Raw genomic sequence first — 17,665 nt, forward strand, 5'->3', positions numbered from 1 at the left:
CAAATTTCTCGAACAATCGACGATGCTAGTCTCATTCGACCATGTCGAGCAACACTCCGGACTACGACCTCGATGAGACGATCGAGCTCACCAGCGCCGAACAGGTGCGGGCCATCAGTGACCCGCTGCGCACCACCATCCTCGGCCTGCTGCACGAGCGCGCCGCGACCGTCACCGAGCTCGCCGCCGCGGTCAAGCGGCCGAAGAGCACCGTCGCGCATCACGTCGGGGTCCTGGCCAAGGCCGGTCTGCTGCGCGTGGTGCGGACCCGCCGGGTCCGGGCGATCGAGGAGCGCTACTACGGCCGCACCGCGCGGATGTTCTTCGTCGGCCTCGGCCGGCAGACGACCGGCGGCGCGCTGCCGCCGGACTTCAACGATTTCGAGGTGGCGGCGAAGGAATCGGCTGCGGCGTACGAGCTCGGGCAGCTGCGTCAGTTCATCCGGCGGGCCCGGATCTCCGAGGAGCAGGCGGCCGAGTTCTGGGAGCGCATCGAGCAGGTGATCCACGAGTTCGACAAGCTGCCGCGTTCCGGCGAGACGGTCCACGGGTTCGCCGTCGGCGTGTATCCGATCCCCGACTACCCGACCCTGCCGCCGAGCCCGGAAGCCGGAGAACAGGGCTGACGTGTCGGCTCGTCCGCTCCAGCTCGCCCCGGTCCGCGCACCCTTCCCCGCCGGTCGACGCGGCATGGCGTCTCCGGCAGTTGGTGCATCAGCGCGGTTCGCGAGAGATCGACGCGGCACGGGCCGCTGATGTGATCCGTCCGGCAGCCCGCTCACCGGTTCGGGAACGCCGGGGACCGGCCGCACAGGCGGCCGGTCAGCCCGAGGTCACCAGGGTGACCGGCGGGCTCCCGGCGGAGTCGGCGACGCCGCGGGCGAGAACGGCGCTGAGGCTGATGAGCATGCCCTTCTTGCCGTTGACGGTGTCACGGACGAGGTAGGCGCGTTCGCCGAGGTAGGCGAACGTGGTCTTGTCGAAGATCCACTCGTGGCGTAGGCCCAGGTTGTCCGCCCGGGGGTCAGCGGGAGGCGGTGCCCGACCCGAGCACCTCGCCCGCATCCACCCCCCAGTGCGCAGTGTGCAGGCCGGCGGCGTGCGCGGGCGCGATGTCGTCGGGCGAACGCGGTGGACAGGTGACGCCGGCGCCGCAGGATGACAGGCCGTCAACCGGCGTTACCCGCCTCCTGCTACGCCGTTGAACAGATCATGAACGCTCGACGCATGACGACTGCCCTTGGCGCCCTGGTTGCCTCCGCCCTCCTGTCGGTGGCTGTACCCGCCTCCAGCCATGCCGCCACGGCTGGCTCGTCCCCGGTGGTCACGACCGGTGCTCGGGCACTGGCGGAGAACCGGAACCCGAAGACGATCAAGCCGGCCGCCTACAACCAGGCTCGGAGCATCCTGGCCAACGCCGGAAGCCAGACCGCGGCCAAGTCGCACCCTGTCCACGGGAAGGCCGACGTGCCGGTCGGCTACGGAACCAGCCTGCTCGCCGCGGCGCGCGACGAGTTCCGGCAGACCGACCGGAACCTTCCGCCGAAGGACAAGAAGTCCGACATGTCGACTCCGCACTACAACGCCATCCACGACGCGGCGAAGGTGATGGGCATCGACCGGTGGTGACCGCGTAGGCATCAGCCCGCGAAGGGGCTCGCCGCAGCGGGCCCCTTCGCAGGCTCAGCCGGATCGCCCGGGTCAGCGGTTCTTGAACTCCTCGATGGCCGCCCGTGAAGCCTCCCGCATCGCCTCGCCTCCGATGTGTCCTGAGTCTTCGAAGATGCGCAGCCGTGCGTCCGGCCACACCTTCGCCAGCTCCCACGCCGTCTCCACCGGGCTGCCCATGTCGTGCCGGCCGTGGACCAGCACCGCCGGGATCCCGGCCAGCTTGTGGGCGTTGCGCAGTAGTTGGTCCTCCTCCAGCCAGGCACCGTTGCTGAAGAAGTGGGCGCAGATCCGGACGAACGCGATCTGCGCGTCGACGTCGCGATCGCTGTACATGCCGGGCGAGCCGTTGGGCTCGTTCGAGATGACCGCGTCCTCCCAGGCCAGCCAGTCGGCGGCGGCCTTCGCCCGGACGGCCCGGTCGGGGTTCTCCATCAGCCGTGCGTAGGCCGCGAGCAGGTCGCCGTCCCGCTCGTCCTCGGGGACGCCGTCGCGGAACCGGTCCCAGGCTTCGGGGTAGAACCGCCCGGCTCCCCGGTAGAGCCAGTAGGTCTCGGCGGGGCGGGTCATCGTCACCGCCTGGATGGCGATCTCGCTGACCCGCTCGGGGTGCTGCTGCGCATAGGCCAGGATGAGCGTCGAGCCCCAGGAGGCGCCGTCCAGCAACCACCGCTCGATGCCGAGGTGTTCGCGCAGCTGCTCCATGTCGTCGATCAGGTGCTGCGTGGTGTTCAGGCTCATGTCCGCCGCCGGATCGCTGGCGTGCGGGGTGCTGCGACCGCAGTTGCGCTGGTCGAAGCGGATGACGCGGTAGCGCTCGGGGTCCCAGGCCCTGGTCGGCCGCTGCGGGGCGCCCGCCCCCGGGCCGCCGTGGACGTAGAGGGCGGGCTTGCCTCCGGGGTTGCCGAGCTGTTCGTAGTAGACGCGGTTGCCGTCTCCGGTGTCGATAAATCCATGGTCGTATGGACTGGTGGGAGGGTAGAGATCAACCATAACCGTCGATCCTAGGGCGAGATCGTGGTCGAGTCCCCTGATTTTCTCCCAACCTGACGCCTGGACAAGGGCGTTGAGCCTCAACCGCGCACCAGTCGAAGGGTCACCAGCTGGAACGGGCGTAGCGTCAGCTCCACCGCGCCTTCGGCGAGTTCGGGATCCCCCTCGCCGAGCGGGCGTTCCAGCAGATCGCAGGCCCGCACGGCGGAGAGCGGGAACGAGGCGCGCAGCGCGGTCCGGGCCCGGCCGCCGTGCGCCTCGTAGAGCCGCACCACCACGTCGCCGCTCGCGTCGTCGGCCAGCTTGACGGCGCTGACCACCACCGCGTCGTTGTCCACGCCGACCAGCGGCGCGACCTCGGCGTCGCCCGGCAGCCGCCGCTCGGGCAGGTTGATGGCGTACCCCTCCCGCACCGCGTCGCCGATCGTCGCGCCCGGCACCAGGGCGTGCCGGAACCGGTGCAGGCCCTGGTCGGTCTGCGGGTCGGGGAAGCGCGGGGCGCGCAGCAGCGAGACGCGGACCGTGGTGGTGGTGCCGTGGTCCGCCGCGCGCACGGTGCGGGTCACGTCGTGGCCGTAGGTGGAGGCGGTGACCAGCGCCACGCCCCAGCCGGGCTCGGCGAAGTGGGTGAAGCGGTGGTTGCAGGCCTCGAACTTGGCCGCCTCCCAGCTGGTGTTGGTGTGGGTGGCGCGGTACTGGTGGCCGAACTGGGTCTCGGCGGCGTACCGCTCGGTGTGCAGGTCGAGCGGGAAGGCGGCCTTGAGGAACTTCTCCGTCTCGTGCCAGTCCACCTCGGTGTCCAGGTCGAGCCGCTTGGCGCCGGCGGTCAGGGTCAGGGTCTGGGTCACCCGCGAGTCGCCGAACGAGCGGGCCACCCGCACCGCCACCGCCTGCGGCTTGTCGGCGGCGATCGCCAGCTCGTCCAGGTCGGTCAGGTCGGTGACGGTGTTGCGGTAGAACTGGTCGACGTCCCAGGCGTCCCACATGTTCGGGAAGTCCGGGTGCAGTTGCAGCAGGTTGGCGGCGGCGCCGGGGGCGATCGTCTCGCGTCGCCCGGCCAGGTCGTAGGCCGAGACGACCAGCCCGCGCCCGTCCACCTCGACCCGCAGCAGCCCGTTCGACAGCACGAACCCGCCCGCCGGCCGCGCGTGCAGCGAGCAGTCACCCGCGGAGTCGACCACCTCCCGGGCACCGCCGGCCGCGATGCCCGAACGCTCGTGCGGTGTCGCGTTGAAGACGACCTCATGACCTGATGCACCGTCACCTGCCAGCGCCCGCTGGGCGACCGTGATGATCCCGGTCAGCTCCTCGGCCACCGCCGCGTAGGTCTGCTCGGCCTCCCGGTGCACCCAGGCGATCGAGGAGCCGGGCAGGATGTCGTGGAACTGGTGCAGCAGCACGGTCTTCCAGATCCGGTCCAACTCCTGGTACGGGTAGGCGAATCCGCACCGCACGGCGGCGGTGGCGGCCCACAGCTCGGCCTCCCGCAGCAGGTTCTCGCTGGCCCGGTTGCCCTGCTTGGTCTTCGCCTGGCTGGTCAGCGTGGCGCGGTGCAGCTCCAGGTAGAGCTCGCCGACCCAGACCGGCGGTTCGGGGTACTCGGCCTGTGCCTTGGCGAAGAACTCGGCCGGCTTCTCCCACCGGACGGTGGCCGAGCCCTCCAGGTCCCGCAGCCGGGCCGCCTTGGCGATCATCTCGCGGGTGGTGCCGCCACCGCCGTCGCCCCAGCCGGTCGGCGCCAGCGAGCGGGTGGCTCGGCCCTTGTCCTTGAAGTTGCGGGCGGCGTGCGCGATCTCGCTGCCCTTCATCGAGCAGTTGTAGGTGTCGATCGGCGGGAAGTGGGTGTAGATCCGGCTCCCGTCGATGCCCTCCCACCAGAAGGTGTGGTGCGGGAAGGAGTTGACCTGGCTCCAGGAGATCTTCTGGGTCAGCAGCCACTTCGAGCCGGCCGCCTTGATGATCTGCGGCAGCCCGCCGGTGAAGCCGAAGGTGTCGGGGAGCCAGGCCTCCTCGTTCTCGACGCCGAACTCCTCCAGGAAGAACCGCTTGCCGTGGACGAACTGACGAGCCATCGCCTCCGAGCCCGGCATGTTGGTGTCCGACTCCACCCACATCCCGCCGGCCGGCACGAACCGTCCCTCGGCCACTGCCTGCTTGACCTTCGCGTAGACCTCGGGCCGGTGCTCCTTGATCCAGGCGTACTGCTGGGCCTGGGACATGGTGTAGACGAAGTCCGGCTCGTCCGTGAGCAGCGCGGTCATGTTGGCGGTGGTCCGCGCCACCTTGCGGACCGTCTCGCGCAGCGGCCAGAGCCAGGCCGAGTCGATGTGCGCGTGGCCGACCGCGCTGATCCGGTGCGCGGACGGCACGGCGGGTGCGGCGAGCACCTCGGCGAGCTGCGAACGGGCCGCCGCAGCAGTCGCGTTGACGTCCTGAAGGTCGATGGCGTCCAGCGCGCGTTCGACGGCCCGCAGCAGCTCCCAGCGCCGGGCGCCGTCCACCGGCAGCTCGGCCATCAGCTCGCCCAGCACCTCCAGATCGAGTGCCAGCTGCCAGACGGTCTCGTCGAAGACCACCAACTCCAGCCGGGCCAGCCGGTACTGCGGCTCGCTGCCGGCGGTGGCCTTGTCTCCCAGGCCGGTGGGCAGGAACGGGTGGTAGTCCAGGACCACCGGGTTGGCCGCCGCCTCGACGTGCAACAGCACCGCCTCACCACCCACGGCGGGCGCGGCGACCCGCACCCACTGGTTGTTCGGGTTCAGCCCCTTCACCGGCGTGCCGTCCGGCCGGTAGACCAGGCCCTCGCACTGGAAGCCGGGCATGTTCTTGTCGAAACCCAGGTCGATGATCGCCTCCACGGTGCGCCCGGCCCAGGCGGTCGGCACCGTGCCCGTGACGGTCAGCCAGCTGGTGCTCCAGGGCGCGCCCCAGCGCTCGCCGGCCGCGATCGGAGTGCGCGGCGCGGCCAGACCCTCGGCGACCGGGACCGGCTCGTCGGGCGCGGTCCAGATGCCGACCTCGAGCGGGACGGACTCCGGATGGACCGCGGGGCGGATGCGCTCGTCGAGCACGCGCTTGAGACGGGACTCGACCAGGCTGCGGTCGTCGTGCATGAGGGCTCCCAGGGAAAGGTCGGCTGACGGTGGGTCAGGAGCGGCCGAGGTCCTCGACCGTGACGATTTCGGTGATACCCCGCGCGGCCAGGTGCACGGGGTCCGCCACGCGCTCGGCCAGCAGCGTGGTGGGCCGGGCGCCGTCGGCGGTCAGCCGCATGAAGGCCTCGAAGAAGGCGCCGCCCGGGGCGCAGGTGGACCGCTTGGGCGCCTCGTCCGGCAGCTCGAGGACCAGCGCGGTGCTCCGGGGTGGCGGCGCGCACCAGCCGGCCCGGGCCTCGGCCACCGCCGCGGCCAGCTCCCGACCGGCGGGTTTGGTCTGCTGATCGGTGGTCAGCAGACCCAGGCTGTACTCCAGTTCGGGGAAGTCGGCGAGCGAGCGGTCCACATCGTGCGAGCACCACCAGGTGACGCCCCACAGGTCCGGGCAGTCCAGCGCGGCCGCCACCGTGGTCCGGGTGAACTCGCCGGCCCGTTCGGCGGCGATGTGCGGGGCGGGGGCGCCGACCTCCTGCAGCCAGACCGGGCGGTGCGGGTCGTCGGCCCAGGCCTTGGCGAGCTCGACCAGGTAGGCGGCGTGCTGCCCGGTCGCCACCGAGTCCGCGCCGTAGCGCTGGGCGGTGCCGTTGAACACCCAGGAGTGCACGGCGGTGGCGGCGCCGATCCGGGCCGCCTGGGCCGGGGTGAACGGATGGTCGTCCTGGTACCAGGCCGCGTCGTACTCGGCGTGCAGGTGCAGCCGGCCCGGGGCGCCCTGCTCGCAGGCGGCCAGCAGCCGGCGCAGCCAGGCGGCGGCCTGGTCGGGGGTGATCCGGTCCGGATCGGGGTGCGGGTCGCCGGCGAACTGGTTGATCTCGTTGCCGATGGTCAGCCCGATGAAGTTGTCCCGCTCGGCCAGCGCCGTGGCCAGCGTGCCCAGGTAGGCCGCCTGTCCCTCGACCACCTCGGGGTCGGTGAAGAGGCTGCGCCGGTGCCAGGTGGCCGTCCACGAGGGCAGGAAGTCGAAGCTGGACAGGTGTCCCTGCAGTCCGTCCACCGCGACGGACAGGCCGCGCTCACCGGCCGCGTCCACCAGGGAGACCAACTGCTCGACGGCGCGCGGGCGGATCAGCGTGCGGTTGGGCTGGAAGAGCGGCCAGAGCGGGAAGACCCGCAGGTGGTCCAGGCCGAGGGCGGCGATCGCGTCCAGATCGGCCCGCACCGCGTCCAGGTCGAAGTCCAGCCAGTGGTGGAACCACCCGCGCGAGGGCGTGTAGTTGACGCCGAACCGGGGTCCGGTCAGCTCGTCGGTCATCAAAGACTCCGGTCGTCGTCGGCCAACAGGCCAGCCTTGCACCGCCACGTCAGCCCTTCACCGCGCCCTCGCCGACGCCGCGGAAGAAGAACCGTTGCAGCGTCACGAAGAGCACCAGGACGGGCAGCAGGGCGATCATCGCGCCGGCCGCGATCGCGCGCGGGTCGGCCACCAGGGCGCCCTGCAGATAGGAGAGTCCGACGGTGAGGGTCAGCTTGTCGGGGCTCTGCAGCACCAGCAGCGGCCACAGGAAGTCGTCCCAGGCGCCGATGAAGGTGAGGATCACGATCACGCTCAGCGTGCCCTTGACGCCGGGCAGGGCGATGTGGCGCAGCCGCTGCCAGACGGTGGCGCCGTCGATCACCGCCGCCTCCTCCAGCTCGGCGGGGATGGACCGGAAGGCGTTGCGCATCAGCAGCACGTTCAACGCGCCGATCATCGCGGGCAGCGCCACGCCGAGCAGCGAGTCGCCGAAGCCGAGCCTGGTCACCGTCTGGTACTGCGAGATGATCGTCACCTCGCCGGGCAGCACCAGGGTGGAGAGGAACAGGCCCAGCAGCAGGCGCCGGCCGCGGAACGGCAGCCGGGCCAGCGCGTAGCCGGCGGCGGTGGCGCCCAGCACGTTGCCGGCCACGTCCAGCACCGCGACGATCACCGAGTTCAGCGCGAAGTGGCCCACCGGGATCAGCCGCGCCACGTGCCCGTAGTTGCCGAAGGTCGGGTGTTGCGGCAGCAGCCGGGGGGTGGCGGTGTAGACGTCCTCGTAGGCGCTCTTCAGCGAGGTGGAGAACTCCCAGAGCATCGGCCCGACCGTGATCGCCAGGATCACCAGCAGGGTCAGGTAGCGGGCGGCCAGGCCCAGCGGGGTCACCGCGTCGAACACCGGCGAGCGCCGGCGACCGCGCCCGGATCGCCCGCGCCCGGATCGCCCGCGCCCGGATCGCCCGCGCGGCGGCGTGCTCGGGCCGGCCTCGGCGCGGTGTTCGGAGACGGTGGTCATCAGTCGGTCCTCCGGTTCCAGCGGGCGAGCAGCAGCAACGGGCCGACGGTCAGCACGAAGAGCAGCACGCTGAGCGCCGAGGCGTAGCCGATCCGGCCGTCGCTGCCCGAGGCGGCCTGCTGGATCAGCATCACCAACGACACGTCCTGGCCGCCGACACCGCCGGTGCGCCCGCCCAGCACGTACAGCTCGGTGAAGACGCGCATCGCGTTGACCGCGATCAGCACCGAGACCAGCGCCATGGTGCCGCGCACGCCCGGTACGGTCACCGACCAGAACCGCCGCACGGTGCCCGCGCCGTCCACCGCCGCCGCCTCGTGCAGCTCGCGGCGCACGTTCCCGAGCGCCGACAGGTAGAGCACCATGTAGTACCCCAGGCCCTTCCAGACGGTGAGCGCGATGGCGCTGGAGAGCAGCAGCCAGCGGTCGGTGAGGAAGGGCAGGGTGTGGTGGATCAGGCCCGCCTGCCTGCCCAGCCCGTTGACCAGCCCGCGGTCGTCCAGCAGCCACTGCCAGATCAGCGCGACCACCACGGCGGAGGCGATCACCGGGAAGTAGAAGACGGTCCGGAAGAAGCCCATGAACGGCAGGGTGCGCTGGACCAGCAGGGCCAGCAGCAGCGGCAGGAAGGTCAGCAGCGGGACGCAGACCACCATGAAGATCACGGTGTTCAGGATCGCGTCGCGCAGCTGCGGGTCCTGCCACATCAGCACGTAGTTGCGCACTCCGATGAACTGCCCGCCGCTGAGCGTGTGCACGTTGGTGAAGGAGAGGACCCCCGTGTTGAGCGCGGGCCAGAGGCTGAAGACGGCCAGCCAGATCAGTGCCGGGGCGGTCAACAGCCAAGGGGTGTACCAGCGGTGGGCCTTCATCGAGTCCTCCCTTCGGCACCCGCGTGGCTCACTGGTCCAGCAGCTGGTCGGCCCGGTTCACGGCGTTGTCCAGCGCCTGCTTCGCCGACTCCTTGCCGGTCATCGCCAGCGCGATCTGCTGGTTGAGCACGGTGTTCATGGCGTCGGTCCAGACCGGCGGGGTGAAGTTCACCGCCTTCTGCATGTCCTGGTACGCGAAGACCGAGGCGTCGCCCTGGGCGGTGCCGTCGCTCTTGCTGTACGCCGGGTTGTTCGCGGACGCGGCGCTGCCGGGCAGGTAACCCGGGGCCAGCTTCACGAAGTTGACCTGGTTGGTGTCGTCGGTGACGAACTCGGCGAAGGCCAGCGCGAGCGGCAGGTTCTTGCTCTTGGCGGCGACCGAGACGCCCTGGACGTAGAGCGGGGCGGTGTCCAGCGCGGGGGAGGGGACGATCAGCGGGGTCAGGCTGGGGTTGGTCTGCTGGGTGCTCTGGATGTAGTTGCCGCCGCCGGTGGTCCAGGCGACCTCCTGCTTGTTGAAGAGCGCCGAGTTGCCCTCGTAGGTGCTGGTCAGCACGTCGGAGGGCAGGTAGCCGGCCGCGTAGGCGGCGGTGTACTTGTCCAGCATGGCGGCTGCGCCCGGGGTGTTGAAGGCGAACTTCTTGCCGTCCGAAGTCATCAGTGCGGTACCGGAATTGACGATGTCGGAGAGTCCGGGCGGGCGGCTCATCAGGTAGTCCTTGCCGCCCGACCGGTCGTGCATGACCTTGGCCTGGGCGAGCAGGTCGTCGAAGGTCTTCGGCAGGTGGGCGGGATCGAGGCCGTCGCGCTGGAGCATCGCCTTGTTCCAGAGGCTGATGTCGGTCCCGAGGTACCAGGGCAGGCCGTAGCTGTCGGCGCCGAGGTCGGCGTAGCCGTAGGCGGCCACGCCGCTGTGCACGTAGTCCTGGGCGAGGGTGGGCACGTTCTTGGTCAGGTCGAGCAGCCCGCCGACCTTGGCGACCGAATGGGCGATGTCCGGCGGCAGGTTGACCACGTCGGGCAGGCTGCCGCTGGTGACCTGGCTGGTCACCTTGTCGGTGTAGCCGTCGCCCGGCTGGTCGATCCAGTTGATCGTGGTGCCCGGGTGCCGGGTCTCGAAGTCCTGGACCAGGCCGGTGAAGTAGGGCGTGAACTTGTCGTTCTTCAGCGACCAGGTCTGGAAGGTGATGGTGCCCTTGAGCGGGGCGTCGGCGGCCACGCTCTGCTTGGCCGCGTCGGAGCTGGTGCCGCCGACGCCGCAGCCGCTGAGCGCCACCGTGCTGATCGCCGCGATGGCCGCGACGGCCGCGGGGGTGAAGCCTGCCCGGACTCTTGGCATGGAGCTCTCCTGGGTTCTGCCCGGCCGGTGGGGGAGTCGGCGGGGCGCGGGAACGGGATGAGGGAGCGAATCGAGGGAGTTCCGCGGAAGTTCTGAAGCGGTTTACTAAACCGGTCCAGTAGCTTTTGTGGACTATGCTCCGGCGCAGCAACGGTGTCAAGAGAGGAAACACGACACGTGGGCAGACCGACCATCGCCGACATCGCCCGAGCGGCGGGGGTGTCCAAGGGTGCGGTGTCCTTCGCGCTCAACGGGCGTCCCGGGGTCAGCGAGCAGACCCGCAGCCGGATCCTGCGGGTGGCAGAGGAGATGAACTGGCGCCCGCACAGCGCGGCCCGGGCGCTGGGCGGGTCCCGGGTCGGCGCGGTCGGGCTGGTGCTGGCCCGCCCGGCGCGTACGGTGGGGGTGGAGCCGTTCTTCGCGCAGCTGCTCTCGGGGCTGCAGGCGGAGTTCTCGGCGCGCTCCACCGCGCTGCAGCTGCTGGTGGTCGAGGACACCGTCGCCGAGATCGAGATCTACCGGCGCTGGGTCTCGGAGCACCGGGTGGACGGCTTCGTCCTGGTCGACCTCCAGGTGCGCGACCCGCGGATCGAGGTGCTCGAAGAACTCGGCACGCCGACCGTGGTGCTGGGCGGGCCGGGGCGGCACGGCAGCCTGCCCAGCGTCTGGGCGGACGACCGGGAGGCGATGCTGTCGATCGTCGAGTACCTGGCGGCGCTCGGCCATCGCCGGATCGCCCACCTGGCCGGACTGCCGGCCTTCCAGCACACCCAGCGCCGGATCCGCGCGCTGCGGGACGCGGCCAGGCGGCTCGGCCTGAGCGAGACGCTCTCCTTGCCGACGGACTTCAGCGACGCGCAGGGGGCCGCCGCCACCCGGACGCTGCTGGCCCGGCGGGAGCGGCCGACCGCGATCATCTACGACAGCGACGTGATGGCGGTGGCCGGCCTCGGGGTGGCCGGCGAGATGGGGGTGGCGGTGCCCGGCGAGCTGTCCATCGTCTCCTTCGATGATTCGCTGCTGGCCCGGATCGTCCACCCGCCGCTCACCGCGCTCTCCCGGGACACCTTCGCGCTCGGCGAGCAGGTGGCCCGCACGCTGCTCGCGGTGCTGGACGACCCGGCCGCGGCGGTCGACCTCAAGACGCCGACGCCGCGCCTGACGGTCCGGGAGAGCACGGCGGTGCCGCGCGGGTAGGCCGCCGTCGGCGGGTATCTGACGGACAGTCAGATGATGGGACCATTGACGCGCAAGCTAAATCGATTTAGCGTCCGGGGCGAAGCGGCCGCTTTCCGTGTCCACCCGCCCATTCGCCCCCATCCGGAGGTATCCATGACGGGTCGCCTCGCCCGTGCCTGCACGGCCCTGCTGGCCACCGGCGCCCTCGCGCTGTCGGCCGGCACCGCCAGCGCGCACGCGCACACCGCCCCCGCCCACCATGTGGTCGCGTACTACCAGACCCAGTACGACAACGGTGCGTACGTCTCACCGCTGCCGCTGAAGAACACCGCCACCGACATCGAGGTGGCTGCCTTCCACCTCAACGCCGGCAGCGGCATCACCCTCAACGACGACCCGCCGTCGGCCGCCAAGTACACCCAGATGTGGCGCGAGCTGGCCACCCTCCAGAAGGCCGGCACCAAGGTCGAGGCGATGCTCGGCGGCGCCGCCCAGGGCAGTTACGCCGACCTGCACAACGCCTTCACCACCTACTACCCGCAGCTGCGCGACACGCTGCGCGCCCACCACCTGAACGGCGTCGACCTCGACATCGAGGAGAGCTTCTCGCTCGCCGACACGGAGCACCTGATCAAGCAGCTGCGCACCGACTTCGGCAGCGGCTTCGTGATCACCCTGGCGCCGGTCGCCACCGACCTGTCGGGCGGCTCCAGCTTCTCCGGCGGCTTCGACTACCGCCAGCTGGAGCAAGCCGTGGGGAGCAGGATCTCCTGGTACAACACCCAGTTCTACTGCGGCTGGGGCGACCTGAGCAACACCTCCGCCTACGACGCGGTCGTCCGCAACGGCTTCGCCCCGTCGCGGGTGGTGGCCGGCACCGTGACCAACGCCGCCAACTGCGACGGCTACGTCGACCCCGCCACGCTGGGCGGCACGCTGCACTCGCTGGTCGGCGAATACCCGGGTTTCGCGGGGGTCGCGGGTTGGGAGTACTTCAACGCCGTGCCCGTGAACGGGACCGGCCCGGCCTCCTGGTACGCCGCGGCCAAGCAGGCCACGGGCTGACCTGGGCCGGACCGTCCGCCCGCCTGTTCGCCTGCCCGGCCGCCTGCTCGCCCGTTCGTCTGACGCCCAGAGAGGATCGACCCGTGCCGGTCACCATCACCGCCGTCGAATGCACCGACCTGTTCGTCGGCACCGCCGAGGCGCCCCGCCAGGTGCTGCGGGTGGCCGTCGACGGACCGCCCACCCCGATCACCGTGCGGGGACCGGGCGTGCGCGGCGAGGCGACCGGCACGGGTCTGGTCGAGGTCCCGCTGGAGCTGGCGCCGGACGCCGCCGTGGGCACCGAGCTCCCGGTCACCGTCACCGCCGGCGAGGCCGTCGCCGAGGCGGTGGTCACCGTCGCCGAGCCCGGCTGGACCATGTTCCTGGTCTCGCACTTCCACTACGACCCGGTCTGGTGGAACACCCAGGCCGCCTACACCTCCCCCTGGGAGCTGCTGGCCGGTGACGCCACCACCCGGCCGCTGTGGGAGCGCAACGGCTTCGCGCTGGTCGACGCGCACCTCGAACTCGCCCTGCGCGACCCGGTGTACAAGTTCGTGCTGGCAGAAGTCGACTACCTCAAGCCCTACTTCGACCAGCACCCGGAGCGCCGCGCGGAGCTGCGCCGGTTGCTGGAGCGCGGCCAGGTCGAGCTGGTCGGCGGCACCTACAACGAGCCGAACACCAACCTGACCGGTGCCGAGACCACCATCCGCAACCTGGTGCTCGGCATCGGCTACCAGCGCGACATCCTGGGCGGCGACCCGCAGACCGCCTGGCAGCTGGACGTCTTCGGGCATGACCCGCAGTTCCCCGGCTACCTGGCCGACGCCGGACTGACCGGCAGCGCCTGGGCCCGCGGTCCGTTCCACCAGTGGGGCCCGATCCAGAAGAACTTCAGGACGGCCAAGGACGACGCCACCGTCATGCAGTTCCCCAGCGAGTTCGAGTGGCTCGCGCCGTCAGGCCACGGCGTGCTCACCCACTACATGCCGCACCACTACTCGGCCGGCTGGTGGATGGACTCCGCCGCCGACCTGGCCGCCGCCGAGGCCGCCGTGTACGAGTTGTACCGCAAGCTGAAGCCGGTCGGCGCGACCCGGAACCTGCTGCTGCCGGTCGGCACCGACTACACCCCGCCGAACAAGTGGGTCACCGAGATCCACCGCTCCTGGGCCGCCAAGTACCTCTGGCCGCGCTTCGTCTGCGCGATCCCGCGCGACTTCCTGACCGCCGTCCGGGCCGAACTCGCCGCCACCGGGCGCCGGCCGAGCCCGCAGACCCGCGACATGAATCCGGTCTACACCGGCAAGGACGTTTCCTACATCGACACCAAGCAGGCCCAACGCGCCTGCGAGGTAGCCGCGTTGGACGCCGAGAAGCTCGCCACCCTGGCCGCGCTGCAGGGGCTGGGCCGCTACCCGCAGGCGGCGCTCGACAAGGTCTGGCGCCACCTCGCCTACGGCGCTCACCACGACGCGATCACCGGCTCGGAGTCCGACCAGGTCTACCTCGACCTGCTCGGCGGCTGGCGCGAGGCGCACGACCTGGCCGCCGAGGTGCGGGACACCGCACTGGACGCGCTGGTCGGGCAGATCGACACCGGCGGCGCGGGGCCGGCCGTGGGGTCGGCCGTAGGGTCGGCGGAGGCGGTGGCCGTGGTGGTGGCCAACACTCTCTCCTTCGACCGCTCGGGCACCGTCTCGGTGCGCCTGCCGCAGGGCCGCACCGACGCCCGGGTGGTGGACGACACCGGCGCGCCGGTCGCCTGCGCGGTCGACCGCGGCACCCTGTACTTCCACGCCGACGGCGTCCCCGCGCTGGGCTGGCGCACCTGGCGCGTCCTTGACGGAGCATCAGATCCCCTGTGGCGCCCGGTCGAAGGCCTGACGGCGGAGAATCAGCGGTACCGGGTCACCGCCGACCCGCAGCGCGGCGGCGCGCTGAGCAGCGTCCACGACCGGCTGCACGGACGGGAGTTGATCCAGCCCAGCCAGGTCGGCAACGAGCTGCGGATGTACGAGGAGTACCCGCAGCATCCCGACTTCGGCGAGGGCCCCTGGCACCTGCTGCCCAAGGGGCCGGTGATCGGCGCTGCGCAGAGCGTCGGTACGGTGCAGCGCGAAGTCGGGCCGCTGGGCGAGCGGTTGGTGGTCACCGGCACGGTCGACGGCCTGCGCTACGAGCAGAGCGTCACGCTCTGGCACGGCGTCGACCGGGTCGACTGCCGTACCCGGGTGCTCGACCACCGCGCCGCCGACCGGCTGCTGCGGCTGCGCTTCCCGCTCGACCTGCCCGGCACGCTGCCGGTCAGCGAGGTGGCCGAGGCCGTGGTCGGCCGCGGCTTCGCGCTGCCCGAGGTGGACGTGGCCGAGGCGCCGTGGACCCTGGACAACCCGGCCAACACCTGGTTCGGCCTGAGCGCCACCGCCCGGATCACGCTCACCGACCCGGCAGGGCTCCCGCTCGGCGAGCGCGCCCTGGGTGTCGCCGAGGTGGTGGTCCCCGCCGAGGAGGCCGCCGCCGAGGCCCGCGAGCTGGTGGTGGCACTGGCCCGGGCCGGCGTCACCGCGACCACCGCGAGCGCCGACCGGTCCCGGTACGGCTGGCTCGACGTGGACTCCAACCTGCCGGACTTCCGGATCGTGGTCGGCGGCCCCGAGCGCAACGCGGCCGCCCGGGAGCTGCTGGAGCGGGCCGGCGGCGAGTACGCGGCGGTGCTGGCGGCGCACGGGCGGGTCTGGGTGCCGGCCGGGAAAGCGCTGACCGAGGTCTGGCAGCCGGGCGCCGACCTGCGCGACCTGCGCGCGCTGCCGGCCCTGGTGGTCGCCGACCCGGCCGCGCTGGCCGAGGACCTGGGCGACGCCTTGATCGGCGCCAGCTGCCCCGGTCAACTCCCCGCCGCCGAACGCCTCACCGACCACACCGCCGCGCTGCTCACCTACGGCCTGCCCGGCTTCGCCGTCGACCCCACCGGCGCGCTGCACCTCTCACTGCTGCGCTCCTGCACCGGGTGGCCCTCCGGCGTCTGGATCGACCCGCCGCGGCGCACCGCGGTGGACGGCTCCTCCTTCCAACTCCAGCACTGGACACACGACTTCCACTACGCCCTGGTCTCCGGCGAGGGTGACTGGCGGGCCCTGACGCTGCCCGCGCAGGGGCAGGAGTTCAACCACCCGCTGCTCACCCGGCTGGCGCCCGCGCACGGCGGACCGCTGCCGGCCACCCACTGCTGGCTGCGGGTGGACCCGGCGCGCGAGGTGCGGCTGAGCGCGCTCAAGCCGACCGGGAACCCGATCGCCGCCGGGTCGGCGGCCGAGCTGGACCCGGCCGCCGGGGTCACCCTGCGGCTGGTCGAGTCCACCGGGCTCGGGCGCACGGCGCGGCTGAGCGGGGCGCTGACGCTGGACGGCGTGCACCGGGCGGATCTGCTGGAGCGGCCGCAGGAACCGCTGGAGCGGCTCGACCTGACGGGAGCTCAGGTGCTCACGCTGACCGCGCGACCCGGCGCTTCGGCCTCCTCGGGTGGCCGCCCGCTCGGCCCGGTCGCCGAACTCGCCCAACCCGTGCACGCCCGCTACTGGTTGCACAACCGCGGCCCGGCGCCGCTGGGCTACCTGCCCGTCTCGGTCGGCGTCAGCCCGGGACTGCTGACGGCGCACGGGGGCGGGAGTACGGGCGCGGGCGGGGGCGCAGACGAGGGGGAGGGCGAGGGCGCGGCGCTCGAACTCTCCGTCGTCCTCGCCTCGCAGCTGCGGGACGCGGCGGTCGAGGGCACCGTCGAGCTGATCGCCCCGGACGGCTGGCAGGTGAGCCCGCGCCGCCGCCCCTACCGGCTCGACCCCGCCGGGCAGGTGCGCTTTTCGGCCACCGTGACGCCGCCTGCTGACGCATTGTCAGGACTGTACTTCGTCGCCGTCCGCACCGAGTACGGCGGGCAGCAGATCGAGGACGTGACCACCGTCGCGGTCGGCGAGCTGCCCGACCTGCTGCCGGCCCCCGGACAGTTGCCCGACGGCTGGGGACAGGCCCAGGGCACCAAGGCGGCGACCGGGCGGGACACCGGCCTGTCGGTCGAGGTCGGCGCGGAGTCGGTGCGAGTGGCGCCCGGCGGCCGCGGCCTGCTGGAGGTGGTGCTGACCAACCGCACCCGCGGTGAGATCCGCGGCGAGTTGCAGGCCGTGTCGCCCTGGGGCAGCTGGCCGGCCCTCGGCGCCCCGGTGCGCGGCTTCGCGCTGGCCCCGGGGGAGCGGCGCGCCGTCGGCTTCGAGGTCGCGCCGCCCCTGGACACCGACCCGGGCGCGTACTGGGCGGTCTGCAAGGTGATGTGGTTCGGGCGCTGCCAGTACGCGCCCACCGTCGAGCTGGTGGTGGCCCCGTGAGCACCGACGCCGCTCCCGCCCTGCTCGGCTATCTGGACGGTCGCCCGCTGCCGCGCACCGAACTCGACCGCAGGCTGGCCGCGTTGCGCGGCGGTCCGCGGTCCTCGGCACTGCCCGCTGCAGGCAGCGCCGAGGACCGCCAGCTGACCCGGTGGGTCGCCCAGGTGCTGCTGACCGAGGAGTTGTGCCGGGCGGAGGCGACGGCGCGCCGACTGGACTGCGCCACCGCGCCGTTGGTCAACCTCGATCAGCGGGCGGCGGTCGAGCTCGGTTCGATCGCGGCAGCCGCCTTCGAGGGCAGTGCGGCCGTCCGCGCCGTGTTCGCGGCGGTGACCGACGGGGTCGAGGCCGGCGAGGACGAACGCGCCGCCTACCGGGCTGCTGTCGCCTCGGCGGCCGGGCCCGCCGGCGCCGCCGCCGTCCGCTGGCAACTCTCCAGCCCGGACGGTGAGTTCGAGGCCGACCCGGCCACCCTCCCGGCCGCCCTGGCCGCCGCCCTGCGCGCGGCGCCGCCCGGCGAGCCGGTGACGGTCGGCGGCTGGACGGCGGCGCTGACCGGCGAGGTCACGCCGGAGCGCGATGTCGGCAGCGCCGACGTCGCGGGCCGGCTGCGCGCCTGTGCGCAGCGCATCGCCTTCGTCCGCTGGCTCGACCGGGCTCGAGCCGAGCGCCTGACTCTGGTCCCGGGCCTGGAGCACCCGGGCGACCCGGCGCAGCCGGACAACCACCATCGCCACTGAGGCCACCGAGACTGCTGAGAGGTCCGCCCGGCCCAGAA

At 72.1% G+C, this 17,665-nt stretch carries 13 protein-coding genes; 6 read left to right on the forward strand and 7 right to left on the reverse strand.

All coding sequences use genetic code 11. The annotated features are described in order from the left end of the window. Positions 1–41: 41 nt before the first annotated feature. Positions 42–626 (forward strand): winged helix-turn-helix domain-containing protein, encoded by a 585-nt coding sequence (locus ABH937_RS18045; RefSeq protein ID WP_280690148.1) that lies wholly within the window; start codon positions 42–44, stop codon positions 624–626. A gap of 196 nt (positions 627–822) precedes the next feature. Here the strand turns inward: ABH937_RS18045 and ABH937_RS18050 are convergent, their stop codons facing one another. After that, positions 823–1,065 carry a hypothetical protein gene (locus ABH937_RS18050; protein ID WP_280690147.1) on the reverse strand — a complete coding sequence of 81 codons (243 nt, stop codon included), beginning with the start codon at positions 1,063–1,065 and terminating at the stop codon, positions 823–825. Between the two features lie 162 nt (positions 1,066–1,227). On the opposite strand from ABH937_RS18050, the gene ABH937_RS18055 reads away from it, so the two are divergent. Continuing rightward, positions 1,228–1,629 (forward strand): hypothetical protein, encoded by a 402-nt coding sequence (locus ABH937_RS18055; protein ID WP_280690146.1) that lies wholly within the window; start codon positions 1,228–1,230, stop codon positions 1,627–1,629. Positions 1,630–1,701: 72 nt separating this feature from the next. Here the strand turns inward: ABH937_RS18055 and pip are convergent, their stop codons facing one another. The 6 genes from pip to ABH937_RS18085 form a co-directional block, all read right to left on the reverse strand. Further along, complete coding sequence (gene pip / locus ABH937_RS18060) at positions 1,702–2,661, reverse strand: prolyl aminopeptidase (RefSeq protein WP_370218796.1); 960 nt, start codon at positions 2,659–2,661, stop codon at positions 1,702–1,704. Positions 2,662–2,741: 80 nt separating this feature from the next. Then, complete coding sequence (locus tag ABH937_RS18065) at positions 2,742–5,774, reverse strand: alpha-mannosidase (protein ID WP_370218797.1); 3,033 nt, start codon at positions 5,772–5,774, stop codon at positions 2,742–2,744. A gap of 34 nt (positions 5,775–5,808) precedes the next feature. Then, entirely contained in the window at positions 5,809–7,068 is a 1,260-nt protein-coding gene (locus ABH937_RS18070) for a glycosyl hydrolase (RefSeq protein WP_280690143.1), read from the reverse strand. Between the two features lie 49 nt (positions 7,069–7,117). Next, on the reverse strand, positions 7,118–8,068 hold the full coding sequence (locus ABH937_RS18075) for a carbohydrate ABC transporter permease (RefSeq protein ID WP_370218798.1): 951 nt from the start codon (positions 8,066–8,068) through the stop codon (positions 7,118–7,120). Continuing rightward, the gene (locus ABH937_RS18080) at positions 8,068–8,940 is read right to left on the reverse strand and encodes a carbohydrate ABC transporter permease (RefSeq protein ID WP_370218799.1); all 873 of its coding nucleotides are present in this window, start codon (positions 8,938–8,940) and stop codon (positions 8,068–8,070) included. Before ABH937_RS18080 ends, ABH937_RS18075 begins: the two co-directional genes overlap by 1 nt. Positions 8,941–8,968: 28 nt before the next feature. Further along, a complete protein-coding gene (locus ABH937_RS18085) occupies positions 8,969–10,279 on the reverse strand; it encodes an ABC transporter substrate-binding protein (RefSeq protein WP_370218800.1) in 1,311 nt (436 codons plus the stop codon). Positions 10,280–10,456: 177 nt separating this feature from the next. Here ABH937_RS18085 and ABH937_RS18090 point away from each other — a divergent pair, with 177 nt between their 5' ends. The 4 genes from ABH937_RS18090 (at position 10,457) to ABH937_RS18105 (ending at position 17,627) form a co-directional block, all read left to right on the forward strand. Beyond that, on the forward strand, positions 10,457–11,476 hold the full coding sequence (locus ABH937_RS18090; protein WP_370218801.1) for a LacI family DNA-binding transcriptional regulator: 1,020 nt from the start codon (positions 10,457–10,459) through the stop codon (positions 11,474–11,476). 135 nt (positions 11,477–11,611) lie between these two features. Further along, entirely contained in the window at positions 11,612–12,523 is a 912-nt protein-coding gene (locus tag ABH937_RS18095; RefSeq protein WP_370218802.1) for a glycosyl hydrolase family 18 protein, read from the forward strand. Positions 12,524–12,606: 83 nt separating this feature from the next. Next, the gene (locus ABH937_RS18100) at positions 12,607–16,887 is read left to right on the forward strand and encodes an NEW3 domain-containing protein (RefSeq protein WP_370218803.1); all 4,281 of its coding nucleotides are present in this window, start codon (positions 12,607–12,609) and stop codon (positions 16,885–16,887) included. Continuing rightward, complete coding sequence (locus ABH937_RS18105; protein ID WP_370218804.1) at positions 16,884–17,627, forward strand: hypothetical protein; 744 nt, start codon at positions 16,884–16,886, stop codon at positions 17,625–17,627. Before ABH937_RS18100 ends, ABH937_RS18105 begins: the two co-directional genes overlap by 4 nt. Positions 17,628–17,665 lie beyond the last annotated feature (38 nt).

The organism is Kitasatospora sp. GAS1066B (genome assembly GCF_041262605.1).
In the GTDB taxonomy this organism is placed as follows: Bacteria; Actinomycetota; Actinomycetes; order Streptomycetales; family Streptomycetaceae; genus Kitasatospora.